12 protein-coding genes and 1 pseudogene are annotated in these 18,163 nt (G+C 45.9%); 10 read left to right on the plus strand and 3 right to left on the minus strand.

Features of this window, described 5'->3' with window-relative positions:
• Positions 1 to 622, minus strand: a pseudogene (locus QUA38_RS18820) (hypothetical protein); the annotation flags it as partial.
• A gap of 309 nt (positions 623 to 931) precedes the next feature.
• Here QUA38_RS18820 and QUA38_RS18825 point away from each other — a divergent pair.
• The 6 genes from QUA38_RS18825 to xylB all read left to right on the plus strand — a co-directional run bounded on the left by QUA38_RS18825 (position 932) and on the right by xylB (position 11,208).
• Positions 932 to 1,315 carry a hypothetical protein gene (locus QUA38_RS18825; protein ID WP_333164376.1) on the plus strand — a complete coding sequence of 128 codons (384 nt, stop codon included), beginning with the start codon at positions 932 to 934 and terminating at the stop codon, positions 1,313 to 1,315.
• Between the two features lie 115 nt (positions 1,316 to 1,430).
• Positions 1,431 to 2,480 (plus strand): CAF17-like 4Fe-4S cluster assembly/insertion protein YgfZ, encoded by a 1,050-nt coding sequence (gene ygfZ / locus QUA38_RS18830; protein ID WP_333164392.1) that lies wholly within the window; start codon positions 1,431 to 1,433, stop codon positions 2,478 to 2,480.
• A 598-nt stretch (positions 2,481 to 3,078) separates the two neighbouring features.
• Entirely contained in the window at positions 3,079 to 3,327 is a 249-nt protein-coding gene (locus tag QUA38_RS29420; RefSeq protein WP_445305072.1) for a hypothetical protein, read from the plus strand.
• Positions 3,328 to 3,586: 259 nt separating this feature from the next.
• Complete coding sequence (locus QUA38_RS18835; RefSeq protein WP_333164394.1) at positions 3,587 to 8,719, plus strand: PAS domain S-box protein; 5,133 nt, start codon at positions 3,587 to 3,589, stop codon at positions 8,717 to 8,719.
• Between the two features lie 370 nt (positions 8,720 to 9,089).
• Positions 9,090 to 9,320, plus strand: coding sequence for a GNAT family N-acetyltransferase (locus QUA38_RS29425; protein ID WP_445305073.1), 231 nt, complete (start codon positions 9,090 to 9,092; stop codon positions 9,318 to 9,320).
• A gap of 445 nt (positions 9,321 to 9,765) precedes the next feature.
• The gene (gene xylB, locus QUA38_RS18840) at positions 9,766 to 11,208 is read left to right on the plus strand and encodes a xylulokinase (RefSeq protein WP_333164379.1); all 1,443 of its coding nucleotides are present in this window, start codon (positions 9,766 to 9,768) and stop codon (positions 11,206 to 11,208) included.
• A gap of 927 nt (positions 11,209 to 12,135) precedes the next feature.
• On the opposite strand, the gene QUA38_RS18845 is transcribed toward xylB, so the two are convergent.
• Positions 12,136 to 12,954 (minus strand): FkbM family methyltransferase, encoded by an 819-nt coding sequence (locus QUA38_RS18845; protein ID WP_333164381.1) that lies wholly within the window; start codon positions 12,952 to 12,954, stop codon positions 12,136 to 12,138.
• Between the two features lie 212 nt (positions 12,955 to 13,166).
• The gene (locus QUA38_RS18850) at positions 13,167 to 13,673 is read right to left on the minus strand and encodes a hypothetical protein (protein ID WP_333164384.1); all 507 of its coding nucleotides are present in this window, start codon (positions 13,671 to 13,673) and stop codon (positions 13,167 to 13,169) included.
• Between the two features lie 137 nt (positions 13,674 to 13,810).
• Between QUA38_RS18850 and QUA38_RS18855 the strand changes: the two genes are divergently transcribed.
• The 4 genes from QUA38_RS18855 to QUA38_RS18870 all read left to right on the plus strand — a co-directional run bounded on the left by QUA38_RS18855 (position 13,811) and on the right by QUA38_RS18870 (position 17,845).
• The gene (locus QUA38_RS18855) at positions 13,811 to 14,053 is read left to right on the plus strand and encodes a hypothetical protein (protein WP_333069256.1); all 243 of its coding nucleotides are present in this window, start codon (positions 13,811 to 13,813) and stop codon (positions 14,051 to 14,053) included.
• Between the two features lie 313 nt (positions 14,054 to 14,366).
• Positions 14,367 to 15,449, plus strand: coding sequence for an ATP-dependent 6-phosphofructokinase (locus tag QUA38_RS18860; protein ID WP_333164386.1), 1,083 nt, complete (start codon positions 14,367 to 14,369; stop codon positions 15,447 to 15,449).
• A 274-nt stretch (positions 15,450 to 15,723) separates the two neighbouring features.
• Positions 15,724 to 16,146 (plus strand): thioesterase family protein, encoded by a 423-nt coding sequence (locus QUA38_RS18865; protein ID WP_333164388.1) that lies wholly within the window; start codon positions 15,724 to 15,726, stop codon positions 16,144 to 16,146.
• Between the two features lie 100 nt (positions 16,147 to 16,246).
• Positions 16,247 to 17,845 carry a slr1306 family protein gene (locus tag QUA38_RS18870; protein ID WP_333164390.1) on the plus strand — a complete coding sequence of 533 codons (1,599 nt, stop codon included), beginning with the start codon at positions 16,247 to 16,249 and terminating at the stop codon, positions 17,843 to 17,845.
• The last annotated feature ends 318 nt before the right edge of the window (positions 17,846 to 18,163 follow it).

Below are 18,163 nucleotides of genomic sequence, written 5' to 3' on the forward strand. Positions count from 1 at the left end.
GTACGTGTATGATTTTCTCTAGTTCTTCATAGGTTGATGTATGGTTAATAGTTAGAGCTAATTTTTTGAAAGCGTACAGGCAGTCACCGAATACCTTAGTACCGCCCATCTTGGTATACAGAGCGGCTAGTACATCCTTGGTACTAAAAAGCTTGTCAGCGGGCAACAGCGCATAAAAGCGCCCGTAAACCGACGTGTATGTTGCCTGCTGACTCACTGAAGTACGATCGCGCTTGTTGCGCTTCTTGTCCGTACCGCCCCAATAAAGTGCTTCTACTTTGGCTATTGCCTCACCAAAGGTGAGTAAATCATTACGAATGACGTTTACTTTGAGAATCTCGCGATCGTACCACGCCAGAAACTCAGATTCAGTGTGCAAGCGTTTGAGAGCGTCTGCTACTTGTAGGGCTTTTGCAGCAGCGCTGGTGATACCCTGCATGGTGCAAGACTCCCCCACCGTCCTCTCAATACGCTTGGAACCGACCGTAATCTGAAACGACAGGTAAGTATTTGTACCCTTGCGGGTTTGCTTGATGCTTACACCTTTAGGTGCTGCCTTCTGGCACTCCCTCAGATAAGCGCGGATGCGCTCGTGTCCTATATCGTGATTTTCTTCCCTCAAAGTTCCCCCTCTTGCTGGTGAGTATGGTAATTTGAGAGAGGTTGAGAGACCGGAGTGACTTACCTATAAATGTTAGGGCTAACTCTTTGGTAGTAGGTTCAAATCCTACATTACCCATTCGATAACTCAATATCAACAGTTCCAGCCGTTTTTAGCCGTCAAGCCGAGAACGGCTTTAACTTTTGCTGCTGACGGCTGACTTTTGAATTTGGTGACGACTAAATTTAACATTCTGTGGCGGATATCTCAAAAGTTGGCACCCCATGCTAGAAAATTAATTTATTGATTTTCTTTTTTAGAACCCTGTATATGAAGCCTAAAATAACCAGCCCGATCGCCTGGCAGCAAGCTGAACTGCTGATGCAGCCAGCGATGATTCGAGTGCTCGACAACATCCGCAAACAATTAGAGGAGTCTGTGTGGACGGGCACTTATCAAGAAGTGCAGATTCCAATTCCGGGCTATCAACTAATTTTAGAGAATCAAGGCGAGCAAAGATGTGTCGATATTTGGGAACTTTGCTATCGAGTCTGCTTTGTCAACTACCAGCCCGCCCACACTCAACTGCAAAGCCAAGAAGTTGTAATTGATACTAGCTTGATTGAGGAGGACACGGGCGATGTAGATTGGAATCGTCTTGATGCCAAAGCCAGTCAATTAATACAAGAAATATTCGCCAATTTGAGCAAATAGTCATTTGTCAGTTGACAAGAAAGCAGTAGTTAACAGTCATCAGTCAACAGTCAACAGTCATCAGTCATCAGTCATCAGTCAACAGTCAACAGTCAACAGTCAACAAAATTTTATGCTGATTCAGGAATTGCACGACATTCAAGCAGCGGCCGGTGCTACTTTTGCAGAGTTAACAACCAAAGAAATTGTGCCAGTCAGTTTTGGTAATGACGCAGAAGCGATCGCAGCAACTAAAAAAGGTGCGGCTTTGTACGATCGCACTCACTGGGGACGCATTCAAATCTCAGACAGTGATCGCCTGCGGTTCTTGCACAATCAAAGTACCAATAACTTCAATATACTCAAACCCGGTCAAGGTTGCGACACCGTTTTCGTGACTTCCACCGCCCGGACGATCGACCTCGCCACCGCTTACGCGACAGAAGATGCCGTACTGCTGTTAGTTTCAGCCAACCGCCGCCGCCAACTGCTGGAATTGCTCGATCGCTATATTTTCCCAATGGATCGCGTCGAGTTAACAGATTTAATCGATACAACTGTTGCTTTCAGTTTCCTCGGCCCGGAAAGCACTCAACTACTAGAAAAAATCGGAGTTACCGAACTCAAAAATCAACCTTACGCTACTCACAAATTGATAAAATTTGCAGGTATGGAAGTCCGAGTTGCGGTTGGTAGCGGTTTAGCAACTCCCGGATACACCTTAATTGCGCCAGCAAGCGATGCAGCCAAGTTGTGGCATGAATTAGTTAAAGCTGGGGCCGTACCGATGGGCGATCGAGTTTGGGAACAACTGCGAATCGAACAAGGACGCCCCGCACCCGATTTTGAACTCACAGATGATTACAACCCCTTAGAAGCCCGCCTTTTACACACCATTACCTATGACAAAGGCTGCTACATCGGTCAAGAAACAATTGCCCGGTTGAACACCTACAAAGGAGTCAAACAGCAACTTTGGGGCGTGCAGTTAAGCGGTGCGGTTGAACCCGGAACAACCGTCACAATCGGAGAGGATAAAGTCGGCAAACTCACCAGTTTTACGGAAACTGAATCCGGCTTTTTTGGTCTTGCTTACATCCGCACAAAAGCGGGCGGCGAAGGACTGAAAGTGCAAGTCGGAGCGGTATCAGGGGAAGTAGTAAATGTACCTTTCTTGAGTTCCTAGTTGCGATCGATCGCCTGTTGGCGCCGCAGGGTCCAAAACTTTTTTATTGAGGTTGATTTAGGTGAAGTTTAACGCAATAAATTGACACGATTTTCTATATTTATAGAGATTTCCAAACAAACAACAGCAATAATTCTGCATTACAGTCGTCACAGAAAAAACTGAGTTTTTCAAGGAAAAAGTTTACATCGCGCTTAATTACAATTGGCCTGCGAGTAGGAATAATCTTTGCTGTATGAATCCCTCTTTTGTCACTCTGGGAAATTAAAAATGAGAGCCAAATTTTTAACTGTAGATAGAGCAAGGATTTGAGCATTTATTATCTAACAGAATGGCTGAAATCAAGATTTTTGGTAAAAGTCTTATGGTATAACCATCCCAGATTATTTCCTGCCGAAAGTGACAAAAGAGGGATGAATAGTGCAGATTTTTAGACGATTATAAAAAAACTTTAACTGAACAGTTTTCCCGTCGGAAAATTCGCTATCAGCTTCTGGGCTTTAGCCTGAATGGCTCGGGTAAAATTCCTAAGTTTGTTTTGGACTCGCTCCGCGATAAATTACAACTTGAAGGTGCGATCGATTACTTAAGTTAGACGATTGCTGCTTGGGGTCGATACATCAATAGTCATGATCAACAAGGGAAACCTATTCCCCTTGATAACCCATTAGCAGACATCCTCACTCAACGCGCCAGTTTGAGTGAATTAGATCCCAGACTATTACTCAAGCTATCGGAAATTTTTGGAGATTTAGTACACTCACCACGTTTCGTCGAGACTGTTGCTGACCAGTTGCGTAGTCTGCATGAGTTCGGTGCTAAAGCAACGCTAGCCCGATTGTTTTAGGCACCATCCGCCTCCGTGAGGAAACTTATTTGACACTGCCCCGGCTGCACTACGTTAAACCCCTGGAATTCTCCCGTCTAGCCCAGCTCTATGTCTACGAGTGCAAAGGGAAATTTAGCAGCCCGTACAGCGCAATATTTATTGAGGTCATTCTTTCATCTCTTCTCTCTTGCCAAAGCATCTATCTTAAGGCGGATTCTCCAGAGGAAGTAACTCAGGTTGAATAGAGAAGACCGTGTATGCATACGGATGGATATTCATGAAGCGCGACGCCAGAGGCAAGTTTGTTAGCAATTGGAAATCGGAGACGAAACAACGAGTGAGCGTATCTCTGACTAATACAGCATGGCGATCGCTAAATAAAGAGGCTCACAGGCGAGGAATTTCTCGCTCTGAAGTCATTGAAAACTTTGCCCGCACTCTTGAATGCGAACACTTGTTCCCTGCCCAAGAAACTGAGCACAAGGTGGCAACGATTCTGGAAAGCATTACGGATGCTTTTGTCGCCTTCGATCGCGATTGGCGCTACACCTATGTGAATCGTGCGGCGGCTAAAATCCTGCAGAAAACGCCGCAAGAGCTACTGGGAAAGCAGGTTTGGAATGATGTTTTTCCTGAGCTAGTCGGTACAATTCCCTATCGAGAACTACATCGGGCAGTGACGGAACAAGTCCCGGTTTCCTGGGAAGAATTTGGGGAATCTGTCGAGTTTTGGATAGAGGCAAATGCCTACCCATCTGCCGAAGGTGTCGCAGTTTATTTTCGGGATGTGACAAAGCGCAAACGCTTGGAATCCGAACTGCGGCAGCGAGAACAACAGTTCAAGATGGTGGCTGAAAATGCCCCAGACATTATTAGCCGAATTGATACAGAGTTTCGCCATATTTATGTTAGCCCTTCTGTAGAACTGGTAACAGGTATTCCATCAGGGCAATTTGTTGGCAAGACCAATGTTGAGCTAGGAATGCCAGAAGACCTTAATCGTTTTTGGCATGATAGTTTACGGCAAGTCTTTGCAACAGGGCAGGAACAGACAATTGAATTTAACTTTCCGACTCTAAATAGTATTCGATGGTATCAGGCACGTATTGTCCCCGAATTTGGCAGTGATGATTCTGTTGTATCAGTATTGAGTATTGCTCGTGATGTGACGGATTACAAACAGGTTGAACAGGCATTACGAGAGAGCGAAGAACGCCTGCAATTGGCACTGACGGCAGCTCAGATATTTGTCTGGGATATGGATTTGCAGAGCAATCAGGTGGTGTGTTCTGGTAATGCTCTAGAGGTTTGGGGTCTTCACGAAGGCACAGGAGAAGACTTTTTTGCTCTCGTTCATCCAGATGATCGACAACGGGTGATCCAAGCGGCCCAACAGGCAAGTGCTGGAGAACAGTCCTATATGCAGGAGTATCGGGTAATTTGTCCGGACGGCGTTGTGCGCTGGATCAATAGTCAGGGACAAGTTTATCTGGATGAAACCGGACGGGGAGTTCGCATGATTGGCGTTTCGGTTGATATCACAGAGCGCAAACAAATGGAAGCGGATCGCGATCGCCTTTTAAAACGAGAACAAACTGCCCGACTCGAAGCAGAAAGCGAACGCAAGCGGTTGTATGACATCCTGATGCAGTTCCCCGCCATGATTGGCATTGTTAAAGGTTCCGAGCTCGTGTATGAATTTGCCAATCCCAGCTATCTGCAAGTGGCTGGGCGCACTTCAGACATTCTCGGGAAATCAATGCGGGACGTTTTCCCCGAGCTAGAGGGACAAATTTACTTTGAAGCGCTCGATCGCGTTTACCGGACGGGAGAACCGTTCATTGGAAATGAGTCGCCTGCTTACTGGGATCGAAACAGTGATGGTGTGTTGCAAGATGGATTCTTCAACTACATCTTTGCGCCTTGGCGGGATGCTGAGGGAACCATTCAGGGTGTGTTGATTTATAACATTGACGTGACAGCCGAAGTTCTGGCTCGGCGACAGATTGAGTCACTGCTGGCAGAGCTACAGGAAAAAGAACGGCAGCAGCAGTTTTTGATTGAACTGAATGACGCGATTCGTGTCATTCAAGACTCGAAGGAAATTATGTGGCGGGTGGTTAGCTCCGCAGGAGAGCACCTCAATGTCACTCGCTGTACCTACAGCGAAATTGATTCTACTCAGGAATATGTCATCGTCGATCGCGACTATTGCAATGGTGTCATCAGCGTGGTGGGTAGACATCACATGGATTCGTTTGGCCCTGAACTTATTGCTGAATTAAAGCAGGGCAAAACGATTGTCGTAGATGATGTCGCTCGCGATCCTAGGACTGCCGGATCGGGGGCTGCTACCTTTGACGCAATCCAAACCCGATCTCTCCTATGTGTTCCATTGGTGAAAGAAGGGCGATTTGTTGCATTGTTGGTGTTGCACCATGTCTCTGTTCGCCACTGGACCGAGGAAGATGTGGTGCTGATGGAGCGCATTGCCGAAAAAACCTGGCTAGCGGTGGAGCGATCGCGGGCAGAAGCGGAATTGCGAGAAAGTGAAGCTCACCTGCAACTCGCTCTGAAGGTTGGACGCATGGGAACCTGGGACTGGGACATACAGACCAATGACTTGCTTTGGTCAGAAGGTCACTTCACGATACTAGGGCTAAAACCGAATGAGTGCGAACCGGGCTATAAGGTTTGGGCAAGTCGGGTTCATCCCGATGACGTAGCACAAGCTGAGGCGAAATTTCAGCAAGCCATAGCTGAAAAGAAAGAGTATCACCATGAATATCGCCTGTGTTGGTCAGATGGCTCGGTTCACTGGGTGGAAGCGAGAGGAAAGTTTACTTATGATGTTCAGGGAAATCCCAAGCACTCGATCGGCGTCGTCATCGATATCACACAACGCAAGCAAGCAGAAGAGGCGTTGCGTCAAGCCCTACAAAAGCTCAACTTCCATGTTGAAAACTCTCCAATGGCAGTGGTTGAATGGAATCGAGACTTTCGAGTCATTCGGTGGTCTGCTGGTGCAGAGCGCATTTTGGGCTGGAAAGCCGAAGAAATGCTGGGCAAATCTTTAACAGAGATACCTTTTGTCTTTGAGGAAGACCTGGAAGCAGTTGCTGAAGTCTGCCAACGGCTGGTCTATGGCGAAGAACCCCATATTTTTTCATACAACCGCAATTACACCGAAGATCGCAACCTTGTGCATTGCGAGTGGTATAACTCCAGTCTCAGGGACGAATCGGGACGGATGATTTCGGTATTATCGCTGGTACTGGATGTGACGGAGCGCAAGCAAGCAGAACAAGAACGAGAACAACTGTTAGAACGCGAGCGGCTTGCACGCTCCGAAGCAGAAGCCGCACAGCGCCAACTGGAAACCATCTTTGAAACATCACCCATTGGACTTGCTCTGTTAGATGAAAAGCAGCGATTTATTGCCATCAACGAAGCATTAGCAGAAATTAATGGATTAACCCGCGAGCAGCACTTAGGCTCTTCAATTCGAGAACTTTTTGGTCAGTTCGATCCCAAATTACTCGAAGTCTTCGATCGGATTTACACAACAGGGAATCCTTTCATCTCACCGAACTTTGCGGTGAATGTTCCCGCACGCAGCGATCGCCGTCCCGGTTACTACAATGTTTACTATCTCCCAGCGGTTAACTCAACTAGCCAGGTAGAAGGCGTTCTAGTTTATGTGATAGATGTGACGGAACGGGTGCATTTAGAACGTGCCCAACGCTTTCTCTCTGAGGCGAGTGCAGTGCTTGCATCCTCACTCGATTATCAAACGACTCTAGAGCGAGTCGCGCAGCTTACAGTACCGGAATTAGCCGACTGGTGTACGGTTCACATCATAGAAGAGGATGGTGCGATCGAGCAGATTGCGGTTGCTCACATCGACCCTGCCAAACTGGAATGGGCATATCAGATGAGAGACAAGTATCCTCTGAACCCCGATGACCCTCGCGGTGCTGCATTGACGCTGCGAACTGGGCAATCTGACTTGCTGCCGGAGATTCCCGATGAACTGCTGGTACAGGCAGCGCGTGATTCAGAGCATTTAGAGATTCTGCTGCAGGTTGGATTCAAATCCGTAATGACGGTGCCACTACGAACTCAGGCACGAATTCTAGGGGTCATTTCCTTTATCTCAGCCGAATCTGGACGACGGTATACCTCAGCAGATTTGCAACTGGCAGAGGAATTGGCTCGTCGTGCTTCCTTGGCGATCGACAATGCTCAGTTGTACCGGGTAGCTCAACGCGATCGCACAAAAGCAGAAGCCGCTAACCGGATTAAAGACGAATTCTTAGCGGTATTGTCCCACGAGTTGCGATCGCCTCTCAATCCAATTCTGGGCTGGACAAAATTGCTGCGAACTGGGCGACTAGATACCACAAAAACCCAGCAAGCCCTGGAAACGATCGAACGCAATGCCAAGCTGCAAGCTCAATTAATTGAGGACTTATTGGATGTCTCGCGCATTCTGCAAGGAAAAATGACGTTTAACGTCGCTCCTGTGAATCTAGCGGCAATGATTGAGGCTGCACGGGAAACGGTACGACTGGCAGCCGAAGCCAAACACATTCAAATCCAGACCACATTTAATCTTATTTCAGGAACGGTTTCAGGCGATACCAATCGCCTCCAACAAGTAGTCTGGAACCTGCTCTCCAATGCTGTGAAGTTCACCCCAACCGGAGGACGAGTCGAGGTGCAACTAGAACAGGTTGGTATGTATGCTCAGATTCAAGTCAAAGATACTGGAAAAGGCATCAGACGAGACTTTTTACCCCATGTGTTTGACTACTTCCGTCAAGAAGATGGTACAACAACCCGACAATTCGGCGGATTGGGATTGGGACTAGCGATCGTCCGTCATTTTACCGAACTGCATGGAGGAACCGTTCAAGCAGACAGCTTAGGACAGAACTTAGGGGCTACATTTACCATCCGGCTACCGTTAAACATCGTAGAGCCGGAACCCTCTTCTGATGACAGGCACGCAAAAAGTGCGGCAGACGACTTAGCAGGTGTTCGGGTCTTGGTTGTGGACGACGATGCCGATATGCGGGAGTTGGCAGCATTCACCCTGATGCAATCTGGCGCACAAGTTACGACAGCCGCTTCGGGGGTACAGGCGTTGACCCTCCTGAATCAATCTGTCCCCGATCTGCTCTTATGTGACATTGGAATGCCAGAGATGGATGGTTATGCCCTGATTCGACAAATTAGAAAGTGGTCGCCCCAACAGGGAGGCACGGTTCCTGCGATCGCACTTACTGCCTATGCTGGAGAAATCAATCAGCAGCAAGCCCTAGCTGCCGGATTTCAGGTGCATATCTCGAAGCCTTTTGAACATGAGGAATTGGTAAAAGCGATCGCCCGTTTGCTGAGATACTGAATGACTTGAGTTTGAGGTAGGTTGTATCTTAATTCAGTCACAATAAAATTAACAGGACTTACGCAGCGACCCTAATTGTAGGGTGCGTTGCAACGCACCCTACGCCATTGCTAAAGACCATTCATTGATATCAACAGTAACGTTGGCGAAAGGTGATTAACCGACAATCATGAACACAATTATCTATAGACCCTCGGAGCTTGGAGACGAGTATCAAATCAGTGGTTGTATGTGGGCTTCTGCTCTGCTGTGAGAACTAACAGATGGAACACCAGAAAGTGTTGCTGAATGGCAACAAATTTGTGACCCAGAAGAATTGAGAGGCAGAATCTTGAGTAGCGAGAAAATGCTAGTCGCAACATGAAATGGGATAGTCGTTGGTTTTATTGCCTTCAAGAGAGGAAATTATTTGTCGTTACTGTTCGTCCGAAGAGAATTTTCTCCGCAAGGAATCGGTAGAGAACTCTTCACCCGATGTACCTATGACCTTAATAAAGTCACTGTTAACCCCGCTGATGTGGCAGCAGGCTTTTACCAGAAAGTAGGGTTTATTCAAACGGCTATCGCTTCAAGAAGAATGGGGTATGGCGGGCACCTATGAGATGGCTTACTAATAGCTCTGATAGTCCAAACCTAAATCTACTACCCAATCTTAGGTATTATCTGCCATTTCATTGCCCCTACTGATTCGCGATGGTGGAAAGAGCCCGCATCCGGGCGATCGCATCTTAAATGTCCCCCAAAAGTCTTCATCCATATATCACTTTCTTTGTCAATGCGTAAGTCCTATACCAGTTGTGGATCCTATCGAGCGAATGAGAGTTCTTTAAGTTTCTATTCTTAACCCTATTCTGTCACTCTGGGAAAATAAAAATAAGAGCCAAATTTTTAACTGTAGATAGAGCTAGCATTTGAGCGTTTATTTTCTAACAGAATGGCTGAAGTCAATGATTTTGGTAAAAGTCTTATGCTATAAGCCTTCCAGATTATTTCTTGCAGAAAGTCATAGAATAGGGTTAATTTGTAACTATTTGAGGATTAGCCTAATGCTGCTTGGCATAGACTTAGGAACAGGCTCTGCTAAGGCATTGCTCCTAGCGACAGACGGAACCACTATAGGTGAAGCATCAAGCTCCTATCCTGTTCATGCACCTCACCCTGGATGGGCTGAGTCGGAGCCAGGGGATTGGTGGTTAGCTGTTGCCTCGGCTGTGAGGAAGGCAGTGGGAAATCACGCTGATCGGGTACAGGCGATCGCACTTTCAGGACAAATGCACGGTGTTGTCCTAGCTTCGGAGTCTGGTCAGCCCCTGCGTCCTGCTATCCTCTGGGCAGATACTCGCTCTAGTGCCACGCTTAGCCCTTATCATTCGCTCGATGCCACTATTCTAGAGCGATTGGGCAACCCGATTACGGCTGGAATGGCGGGTGCAACTTTGTTGTGGCTACGAGAACACGAGGCTACTGTCTACACCGAAGCGCGTTGGGCACTTCAGCCAAAAGATTGGCTACGGTTACGGATGACTGGAGAAGTCGCAACCGAACCATCTGATGCTAGTGGTACTTTGCTTTACGATGTTGTGTCGGACAACTGGGCAACAGAAGCCATCTCAGCCTTGAATCTACGTGGTGATTGGTTACCAAAAATTATTCCCTCTAGTGCTATCTCCGGCTACCTAACAACTATTGCTTCAGAGCATCTCAGCTTACCTGTTGGCTTACCCGTTATCGCTGGTGCTGCGGATACCGCAGCGGGGGCACTTGGTAACGGACTACTAGAACCTGGATTAGTTCAACTAACCATCGGCACAGGCGCTCAAATTATTACACCTCGATCGCAACCAATTATCGATCGTCATGGTCGTACACATCTCTATCGAGCCGCCCTACCTAACCAGTGGTACAGCCTTGCAGCCATGCAAAATGCGGGGTTAGCGCTTGAGTGGGTGCGAGGTATCCTCGGCTTGAGCTGGCAGCAAGTTTATACTAAAGCGTTTTCTGTTCCCCCAGGATGTGAAGGATTGACATTTTTGCCATACCTCACGGGTGAGCGAACTCCACACCTTGACCCTTATGTACGCGGCGCATGGGTAGGGCTGGGACTTCATCACACACAGGGGCACCTGATGCGGGCAGCTTTAGAGGGAGTTGCTTTTTCCTTGCGACAAGGTTTTGAGGCACTTGAGGCAACAGGTTTTCAGGCCACAGAAGTGCGTTTAGCAGGTGGTGGAACGGCAGAAATGCCTTGGAAACAATTACTGACTGATGTATTGAGAATACCCCTCTATGCAACTAAAGTTGCTGCTGCTTCCGCGCGTGGTGCTGCTCTACTGGCGGGTATCGGAATTGGTGTATACGCAGATGCTAATTACACCATCAAAATGGTAGCCGCACCAACGCTTGCTGCAAGTCCGCAATCAGTTGATCCAACCCTAGAAGAGGCTTGGATGCGATATCAATCCCTTTACCCACGACTTAAAAATATCTGATCGGGATTTTATCAAAGTAATAATTGAGTCTTTATCAAAATTTAATTTTCATCATGTATAAAGAGTCGCAAAAACTTTTAATACTATATAAAAAACCAGAATTTATTAAAACTTCTCACCTTTAAGTTTAGCAATTAAACAGTTTAAATCTGAGTATAGACTATAAGAATTAAAATGATATATAAGGCAGATTAGCGGGTGGTATTAACCTTTTGAATAGATGGTTTAAATTTGCTGCTGAAAGTAGTATTGAATAGTCATCAGTAAGTAGAGAATATAAAAGTGCTTCAAAGGATATGACATCTACTATATTTTGGCAGCAATACCTTGCAATCAAGAACTACCATTGAAAGCCTCCATTGGTTGATGGCTGACAGCTTCGCCCGCCAGCAACTCAACGATTCACAACAAAAGCGCCTTGGGATTAATTGTGGTAGTTGACGCTCCCCCGTCAGAGCCTAGCTTGACGGGGAATTCTTCCTTCACAGCTTGATGCCAAGTAAAAGCATTGCCTTTACTTAGTCTTACTCTCGCTCCAGAAGCTACGGAGGTATGCCCTACGTCTCAAGTTCGTACACCTTGATCTCTAATGTTTTTAGCTGCATTGATGTTTCTATCCTGGTGAGGCAGACATTAGGGCATTCACACTTTTTGATATCTAATGAAAGCCAATTTACAGCAGATGGCAAGCTTATAGACCACAAGATCAGCATTTAGAAAACCAATTTATTAGATCTTGATCGTTAATTAAATTAAGTGCGAAGTGCGACCATAATTTAGTAAGTAGGGAGACGATGTAAAACACAATTATTAAACGATTGTAAGGACCACAAAACCATAAAATTGTCTAATTTATGGCGGTTTACATACTTTTAAATAGCTCTGTTTACTCCTGCTTACCTACTTATCATATGGAAGAAACTTGAGTTAAATAATGACATAATCTTCGCCTAAAATAGTTTGATTAACCTGTGGTTCCGGCTCTACTGGGTCGCTGTAATGAGTGTCAATGTATTTCATGAAACTTTCCCGATAAGCTTTGAGATGTGAGTTAACTGCTTCGATATCTTGCTCTCCTGTCGCGAAACCCCTCTCTCTTCTGAAGTGACCGGATTCCTTAACAAAAGCCATGTCAACTTGCCACAAAGCTAAATCAATCGGGCGATATGACAAATCAACAATATCGTAAGCTGCGAAGCCTTGGGACTTCATAAAACTCATCACATCATACATCTGACCGAACAAAGTAACTTCTACAATTACATATTCAGTCTGCTGCAAAATCTCAGTGGCTCCTGCTAAAACATCTAATTCCTGTCCGTCTACATCAACTTTAATTAAATACGGGCTTGGCAAATTTCTTTCCCTGCATATTCCATCCAGGGTAATTGCTGGTATGTTTCTCAAATAAGGATTGCTGCTGTCATTAACGCAATTTTCAGAGATTGAAGAATGCAACATAGATGGACTGATGTTAAGCGTGAAAACTCCCGCTTCTTTGCTAGCTGCCGCAATAATGTATTCTGCACTTTTGAGCTTGCGACAAATTTTGGCGAGATAAGGTTCATTTTCGGCGATTGGTTCTATTAGCAAATGTCGCGAATTAGGGAAAGTATCATAAAGGTTAAAAGTTCCCAATGCCGCACCGACATCAATCACAGTGTTGGGCTCAAAACCTAACTGTTTAGCCAGCATCAAGCTGCCTGACATCGAGTTTCTCAGAATTCCTGTTTGTTGTTGGCTCACAATTTTTTCCTGATTTCAATGTGAATATAATTAATATTATGTCTTGCGGCAGAGTTATTGTATGTCCGAATAAAAAAACGAAGCAATCGAAACCTCGGCGATTGCTTCCCTTGGGATCGCAATGACAGAAATAGGTTTTAACTGAGATGTTGCACCATTATCAATAAGCTTTTTATGGACAGGCAAGATGTGAGTTTCAATGCAGACCGCTACTATTTAGCGGATTTATGCCCCTTGTTTTCCGGTTCTACAGATTGCAAAGCTTCGTCGAGAATGGCACGCGCTTCTTCAGCTTTACTTCTAGCTTCTCGATAGCGGACATTAGCTTGAGCAAAGTTTTTTAGAACCTTGAAACCATCTTTCAAACGACCAATTTCTTCAGCAGTCACAGCCTCATCTGTAAACAAAATGTCGATCGCCGCCCGGATTTTGAGTGCTTCTTCGCGGGATTCCATCACTTTCAATTTGAGACTTGCCAAATTGCTCAAAATCTGTACAGCTTCAGTAATCGCGTCCTCCCCTTCAGACGCAGCATCTTCGATATCCTTAACTTCAACAAACTGCTTGGGCCCAAATCCCTCCACGAGTTCCGTGGGCAGCTTGCCCTCATCCATGAGATCCATCAGCCGATCCATCGCTTCTTCCCGGGCTTTGGCTGAATCTTTCCCTTTGACAGTTAAAATAATTTCGGGGCTTTGAGGAAGTGTATAGCGAACCATATTTTGAGAGCCTGTGCGCGAAAACAATTGAATGATATTTTATCTTTATTTGATCGCCAGTTGCAGCTATCAATCTGCTCCATTACCAACCGCTGGCCAAAACTTGACACATATACACTCAAAAGGAACCCTCGGCAATGAAAGATAAATTTCTTAACTTGCTTAACTTCATTCTAGTAGCTGATGTATTTTTCGTCTTTGCCAGTTTTGCGTGGTTTGCGATCGCAGTAGCAGGTCGATCCACCGGCGTGAATCTCGGTTTTGATTTGTGGTACAGTCTCTGGCAGCCCGTATTTAATCCCGCCCTCGGAATTCTTATGGGTGGTGCTATTCTCAGCGGTATAATTAACCAAGTTTCTAAACGCCTCAATCCCAAGTAAAATTGATTTTTTGTTGGAGACGGTGATTGGCGATGCTACTTAGTTGGCGATCGAACTTGTGGGATGCGTCAGAGATCAGGCACTTAATTAGGTCGATGAAGCTTGAAAATACATAAGTAGTCAAAAGTGAGTGAAACACTCCCCAAAGGAGCGAGATCTTATGAAAGCAATCACAAAAGTTATGATTGCTTTACATTCTGTTACAGGGTAAAGTTTATTTTCGCCTACCTATTTAGGTCGGAAATAAGGATTGGACGATCGGAATCTAAAAAAATCAAGTAATGTTCTAAGTAACAAAAGTCGGGCATTAATTATGGGAGAACAAAAATGTATCGGTATCCTCACCAGCGGAGGTGACTGTGCAGGATTAAACGCAGTTATTCGAGCCGTTGTCCACCGCGCAACGGGAACTTACAATTGGAAAGTGATGGGCATTCGTCAAGCCACCAAGGGATTGATGAGTCGTCCCCCTCAAGCAATTCCTTTGGATATTGAGAAAGTAGACTCGTGGCTCACCATTGGCGGTACGATGCTAGGCACGACAAATGAAGGCAATCCTTTTGCCTTCCCGATGTCTGATGGGACTCTACGCGATTGTTCTGAGGACATTATCGAAGGCTATCACAAACTAGGTTTGGATGCCTTAATTGGCATTGGTGGCGATGGCAGTCTTGCCATTCTCAGAAAGATTGCTCAACAAGGTAATTTGAATTTAGTTGCTATTCCTAAAACTATTGATAATGATGTCGGAATTACTGAGCGTTCTATCGGTTTTGATACGGCTGTCAATATTGCTACTGAAGCACTAGATCGCTTGCATTTTACTGCAGCTAGTCACAGTCGGGTTATGATTGTTGAAGTCATGGGACGCGATGCCGGACATATTGCGATCAGTGCCGGAATTTCTGGGGGAGCTGATATAATTCTGATTCCCGAAATCCCTTACCAAATTTCCCAAATCTGTGCCCAGATCCAAGAACGCCAAGACCGGGGAAAAAACTACTGTTTAATTATAGTAGCGGAGGCTGTCCGTACAGAAGCAGGCGAGTTAGTAATGCACACAAATCGCTTAGGTCAAAGTCGATTAGGCGGAATTGGTCAGTATTTAGCTGATACAATTTCTGACTGTAGCGGTGCAGAAACTCGCGTCACCGTTTTGGGACATACTCAACGCGGGGGAACTCCTTCACCGCTAGAAAGATTAATTGCTTCGGCTTTTGGCGTGGCAGCAGTTGATTTAGTTGCCGAAGAGAAATACGACTGCATGGTATCTTGGCAAAAGCGGGAAGTTGTGAGCGTTCCTCTGGAAGATGCGATCGCCAAATACAGACCTGTAGAGTTCAATGGTACTCTGGTTAAAACGGCGCGCGGTTTAGGGATTTGTCTGGGAGACTAAACAATTACCCGTCCGATTTCTCAAAGGTTTAGTCGGGGACGCACTCAGAAGCAAGAAACCGGGTTTTTCAACCGAGACTGAGGGTTTAAGCCAGTGTATTGCCGTAAAAAAACCAAGGTGATGACCGTCTGTGCTTCCAGGACTAAGATTAACCTGGAAGCAGTGACGTTTCAACTATTGAGTGTAACTTGCAATCAGTTCCGAGCGAGTATCGACCCACAGTGAGATCGCACTCGGAACTACAAAATACCGCAACAAGTGGAAAGGTGAGAAATTGACACCATTTACTACAGAAATTAGAGTGCGACATTATGAAATGGATGCTCTAGGTCACGTAAATAATGCTGTTTACCAGCATTATTTAGAACACGCTGCGATCGAACATTTAGAACACTTGGGATTTACACTGGATCGCTACCGGGAACTGGGCGGCGTCTTTGTAATGCGGCGGATAGAGATTGACTATTTGCGATCGGCAGCCGCGGGCGATCGATTGGAGATATCCACTTGGATCGAACAAATGCGCGGCCCGCGCGCTGTCCGCCGCTACGAAATTCGCTTAGCTGGAAGTGACGAAATCTTGTTAAAAGCCGAGGCGCTTTGGGTTTGGGTTGAAGTTACCACCATGCGACCGCGAGCAATTCCCAAACAAATAATTGATATTTTTGAATCACAATCTCAAGCATTACCAACATAGAGAAAAAATCAACTATTATATTTGCAAAATACTGTAAAAATCTATTGGTTTCTAGTGAGGACTTCAGCCCCCTATTCCCCGTTTGTAGAAGTGCAAAAAGTTGATTGTCGCCAGGGCCGCAAATCCCGATGGCAAAAAGTCGGATCGCCCGCCTGCCAGTTTGGATGTCACAGAGGTACGATGGAATATAGGGAGGGAGGCCAAGCCGGCGAAGGTTAAGCTTGGTGACAATACCCACAGGAAGGAAAAAATGACACTTAACTTGCGGCGACCGATTTTAATAGGCGGAATAGGACTTTCAGCAGCGCTGTGGCTGCTGGAAACTCTACAGCATTCGGGTTCAGAAATGGGCGAAACGGCACTCATTGGCTTGGCGGCTGCCGGTGCGGGGTATTGGTGGTGGAAACAACAATCCCCCAAACTCGAACTCGCACTCCCGCAACCCCTGGCGAACCGGGAAGCAGCCGAAAAAGCGATCGCGGCTTCAGAAGCAGCAATTAAATTGCTAGCCTCAGAAGCTCAAAACTCAGCCGATCCTGCTAATCTAACAGCAAAGCTCGATCGGCTCAGAACCGAATTAGACAGACAAGATTTGCGGATTACCGTAACTGGCGGCAAAGCTGTCGGCAAAACTGTCTTAATTCAAGTTTTAAATTCTAATTGGGTCTCTCAACACCCACAAAAGCTTAGTTTACAAGAAACAGCAGCGCTGTTTGCTAATACAAATGCCGATGCCAAAATCAACGGTGATTTAGTGCTGTTTGTAACAGCCGGCGACATCACAGATTCCGAATTTAAAACATTATCTCAGCTAGCTTCTGGCGGTCAGCGCGTGCTGCTAGTCTGGAACAAACAAGACCAATATTTGCCAGAACAGCAGTCGCAGGTTTTGCACTCTTTGCAGCAGAAAATGCAAGGAATATTGGGAACAGAAGAGATAATTGCGATCGCAGCTTCTCCCAATTCTATTAAAGTGCGCCAGCACCAAGCGGACGGCACATTTAAAGAACGGATCGAAAATCAAGTCTCTCAACTCGACGCGCTGACAGAAAGATTGACTAAAATCTTAACGGAAGAACGGCAACAGTTGGTCTGGGCGAGTGCAGTGCGCGAGGCTGCAAGTATCAAGTTAGAGGCAAAAACCTTATTAAATGCGGTCAGGCGCGATCGGGCAATTCCGATTATCGAACAATATCAGTACATCGCCGCCGCCACCGTCTTTGCTAATCCGGTTCCGGCTTTAGACTTGCTAGCAACAACCGCCATCAGCACCCAACTCGTAATCGATCTCGGCGCTATCTACAAGCAACAGTTTTCCTTAGACCAAGCTAAGACAGTAGCGGCTACTTTGGCTAATCAAATGTTCAAATTGGGATTAGTAGAACTGTCTACCCAAACTATTACTGGACTGCTGAAAAGCAATGCCGTCACCTATGTAGCAGGAGGCGCGGTGCAGGGAATTAGTGCAGCCTATTTTACCAGAATAGCAGGACTGAGTTTAATTGAATATTTTCAAAATCAAGAACTGGAAAATGCTGCCAAAGGCATTTTCAGTCTCGACCAGTTGACTAAAACTTTGCAAGCAGTATTTACGCAAAATCAGCAAGTTTCCTTCTTGCAATCTTTCGTCAACCAAGTGGCGAGTCGCCTTTCATCTCAGGTATCTGGGCCCGAAACCGTTAAGTCGGCGGTCAATTAGAAGTAGTCCAGCATCTGATGTTGTTAAATTCGGTCGATCGCCCATGATATCCGTAGGGACACGGCAGTGCCGTGTCCTAGCCGCAGCCCATTAAGAAACGGTTAATTCAGCGACCAATTAAAATTAGTCCAGCATCTGATATTAAAGCCGGTCAATCGCCGAGGATATCTAATATTAAATCCGGTTGATTGCCCAGGAGATCCGTAGGGACACGGCAGTGCCGTGTCCCTACCTAATTCCTCACTAAAAAATTATAAATTTATGAAAAATTGTATTAAAATAAGAAATAGGATTTATAATTCGACGATCAATTATACC

It is taken from the genome of Microcoleus sp. Pol12B4 (assembly GCF_036701385.1).
GTDB lineage: Bacteria > Cyanobacteriota > Cyanobacteriia > Cyanobacteriales > Microcoleaceae > Microcoleus.

What these genes read in the sequence shown, in the direction of transcription:
- QUA38_RS18825 (WP_333164376.1), top strand. Translation starts at nt 932, where the DNA reads ATGAAGCCTAAAATAACCAGCCCGATCGCCTGGCAGCAAGCTGAACTG.
- QUA38_RS18835 (WP_333164394.1), top strand. Translation starts at nt 3,587, where the DNA reads ATGAAGCGCGACGCCAGAGGCAAGTTTGTTAGCAATTGGAAATCGGAG.
- xylB (WP_333164379.1), top strand. Translation starts at nt 9,766, where the DNA reads ATGCTGCTTGGCATAGACTTAGGAACAGGCTCTGCTAAGGCATTGCTC.
- QUA38_RS18850 (WP_333164384.1), bottom strand. Translation starts at nt 13,673, where the DNA reads ATGGTTCGCTATACACTTCCTCAAAGCCCCGAAATTATTTTAACTGTC.
- QUA38_RS18855 (WP_333069256.1), top strand. Translation starts at nt 13,811, where the DNA reads ATGAAAGATAAATTTCTTAACTTGCTTAACTTCATTCTAGTAGCTGAT.
- QUA38_RS18860 (WP_333164386.1), top strand. Translation starts at nt 14,367, where the DNA reads ATGGGAGAACAAAAATGTATCGGTATCCTCACCAGCGGAGGTGACTGT.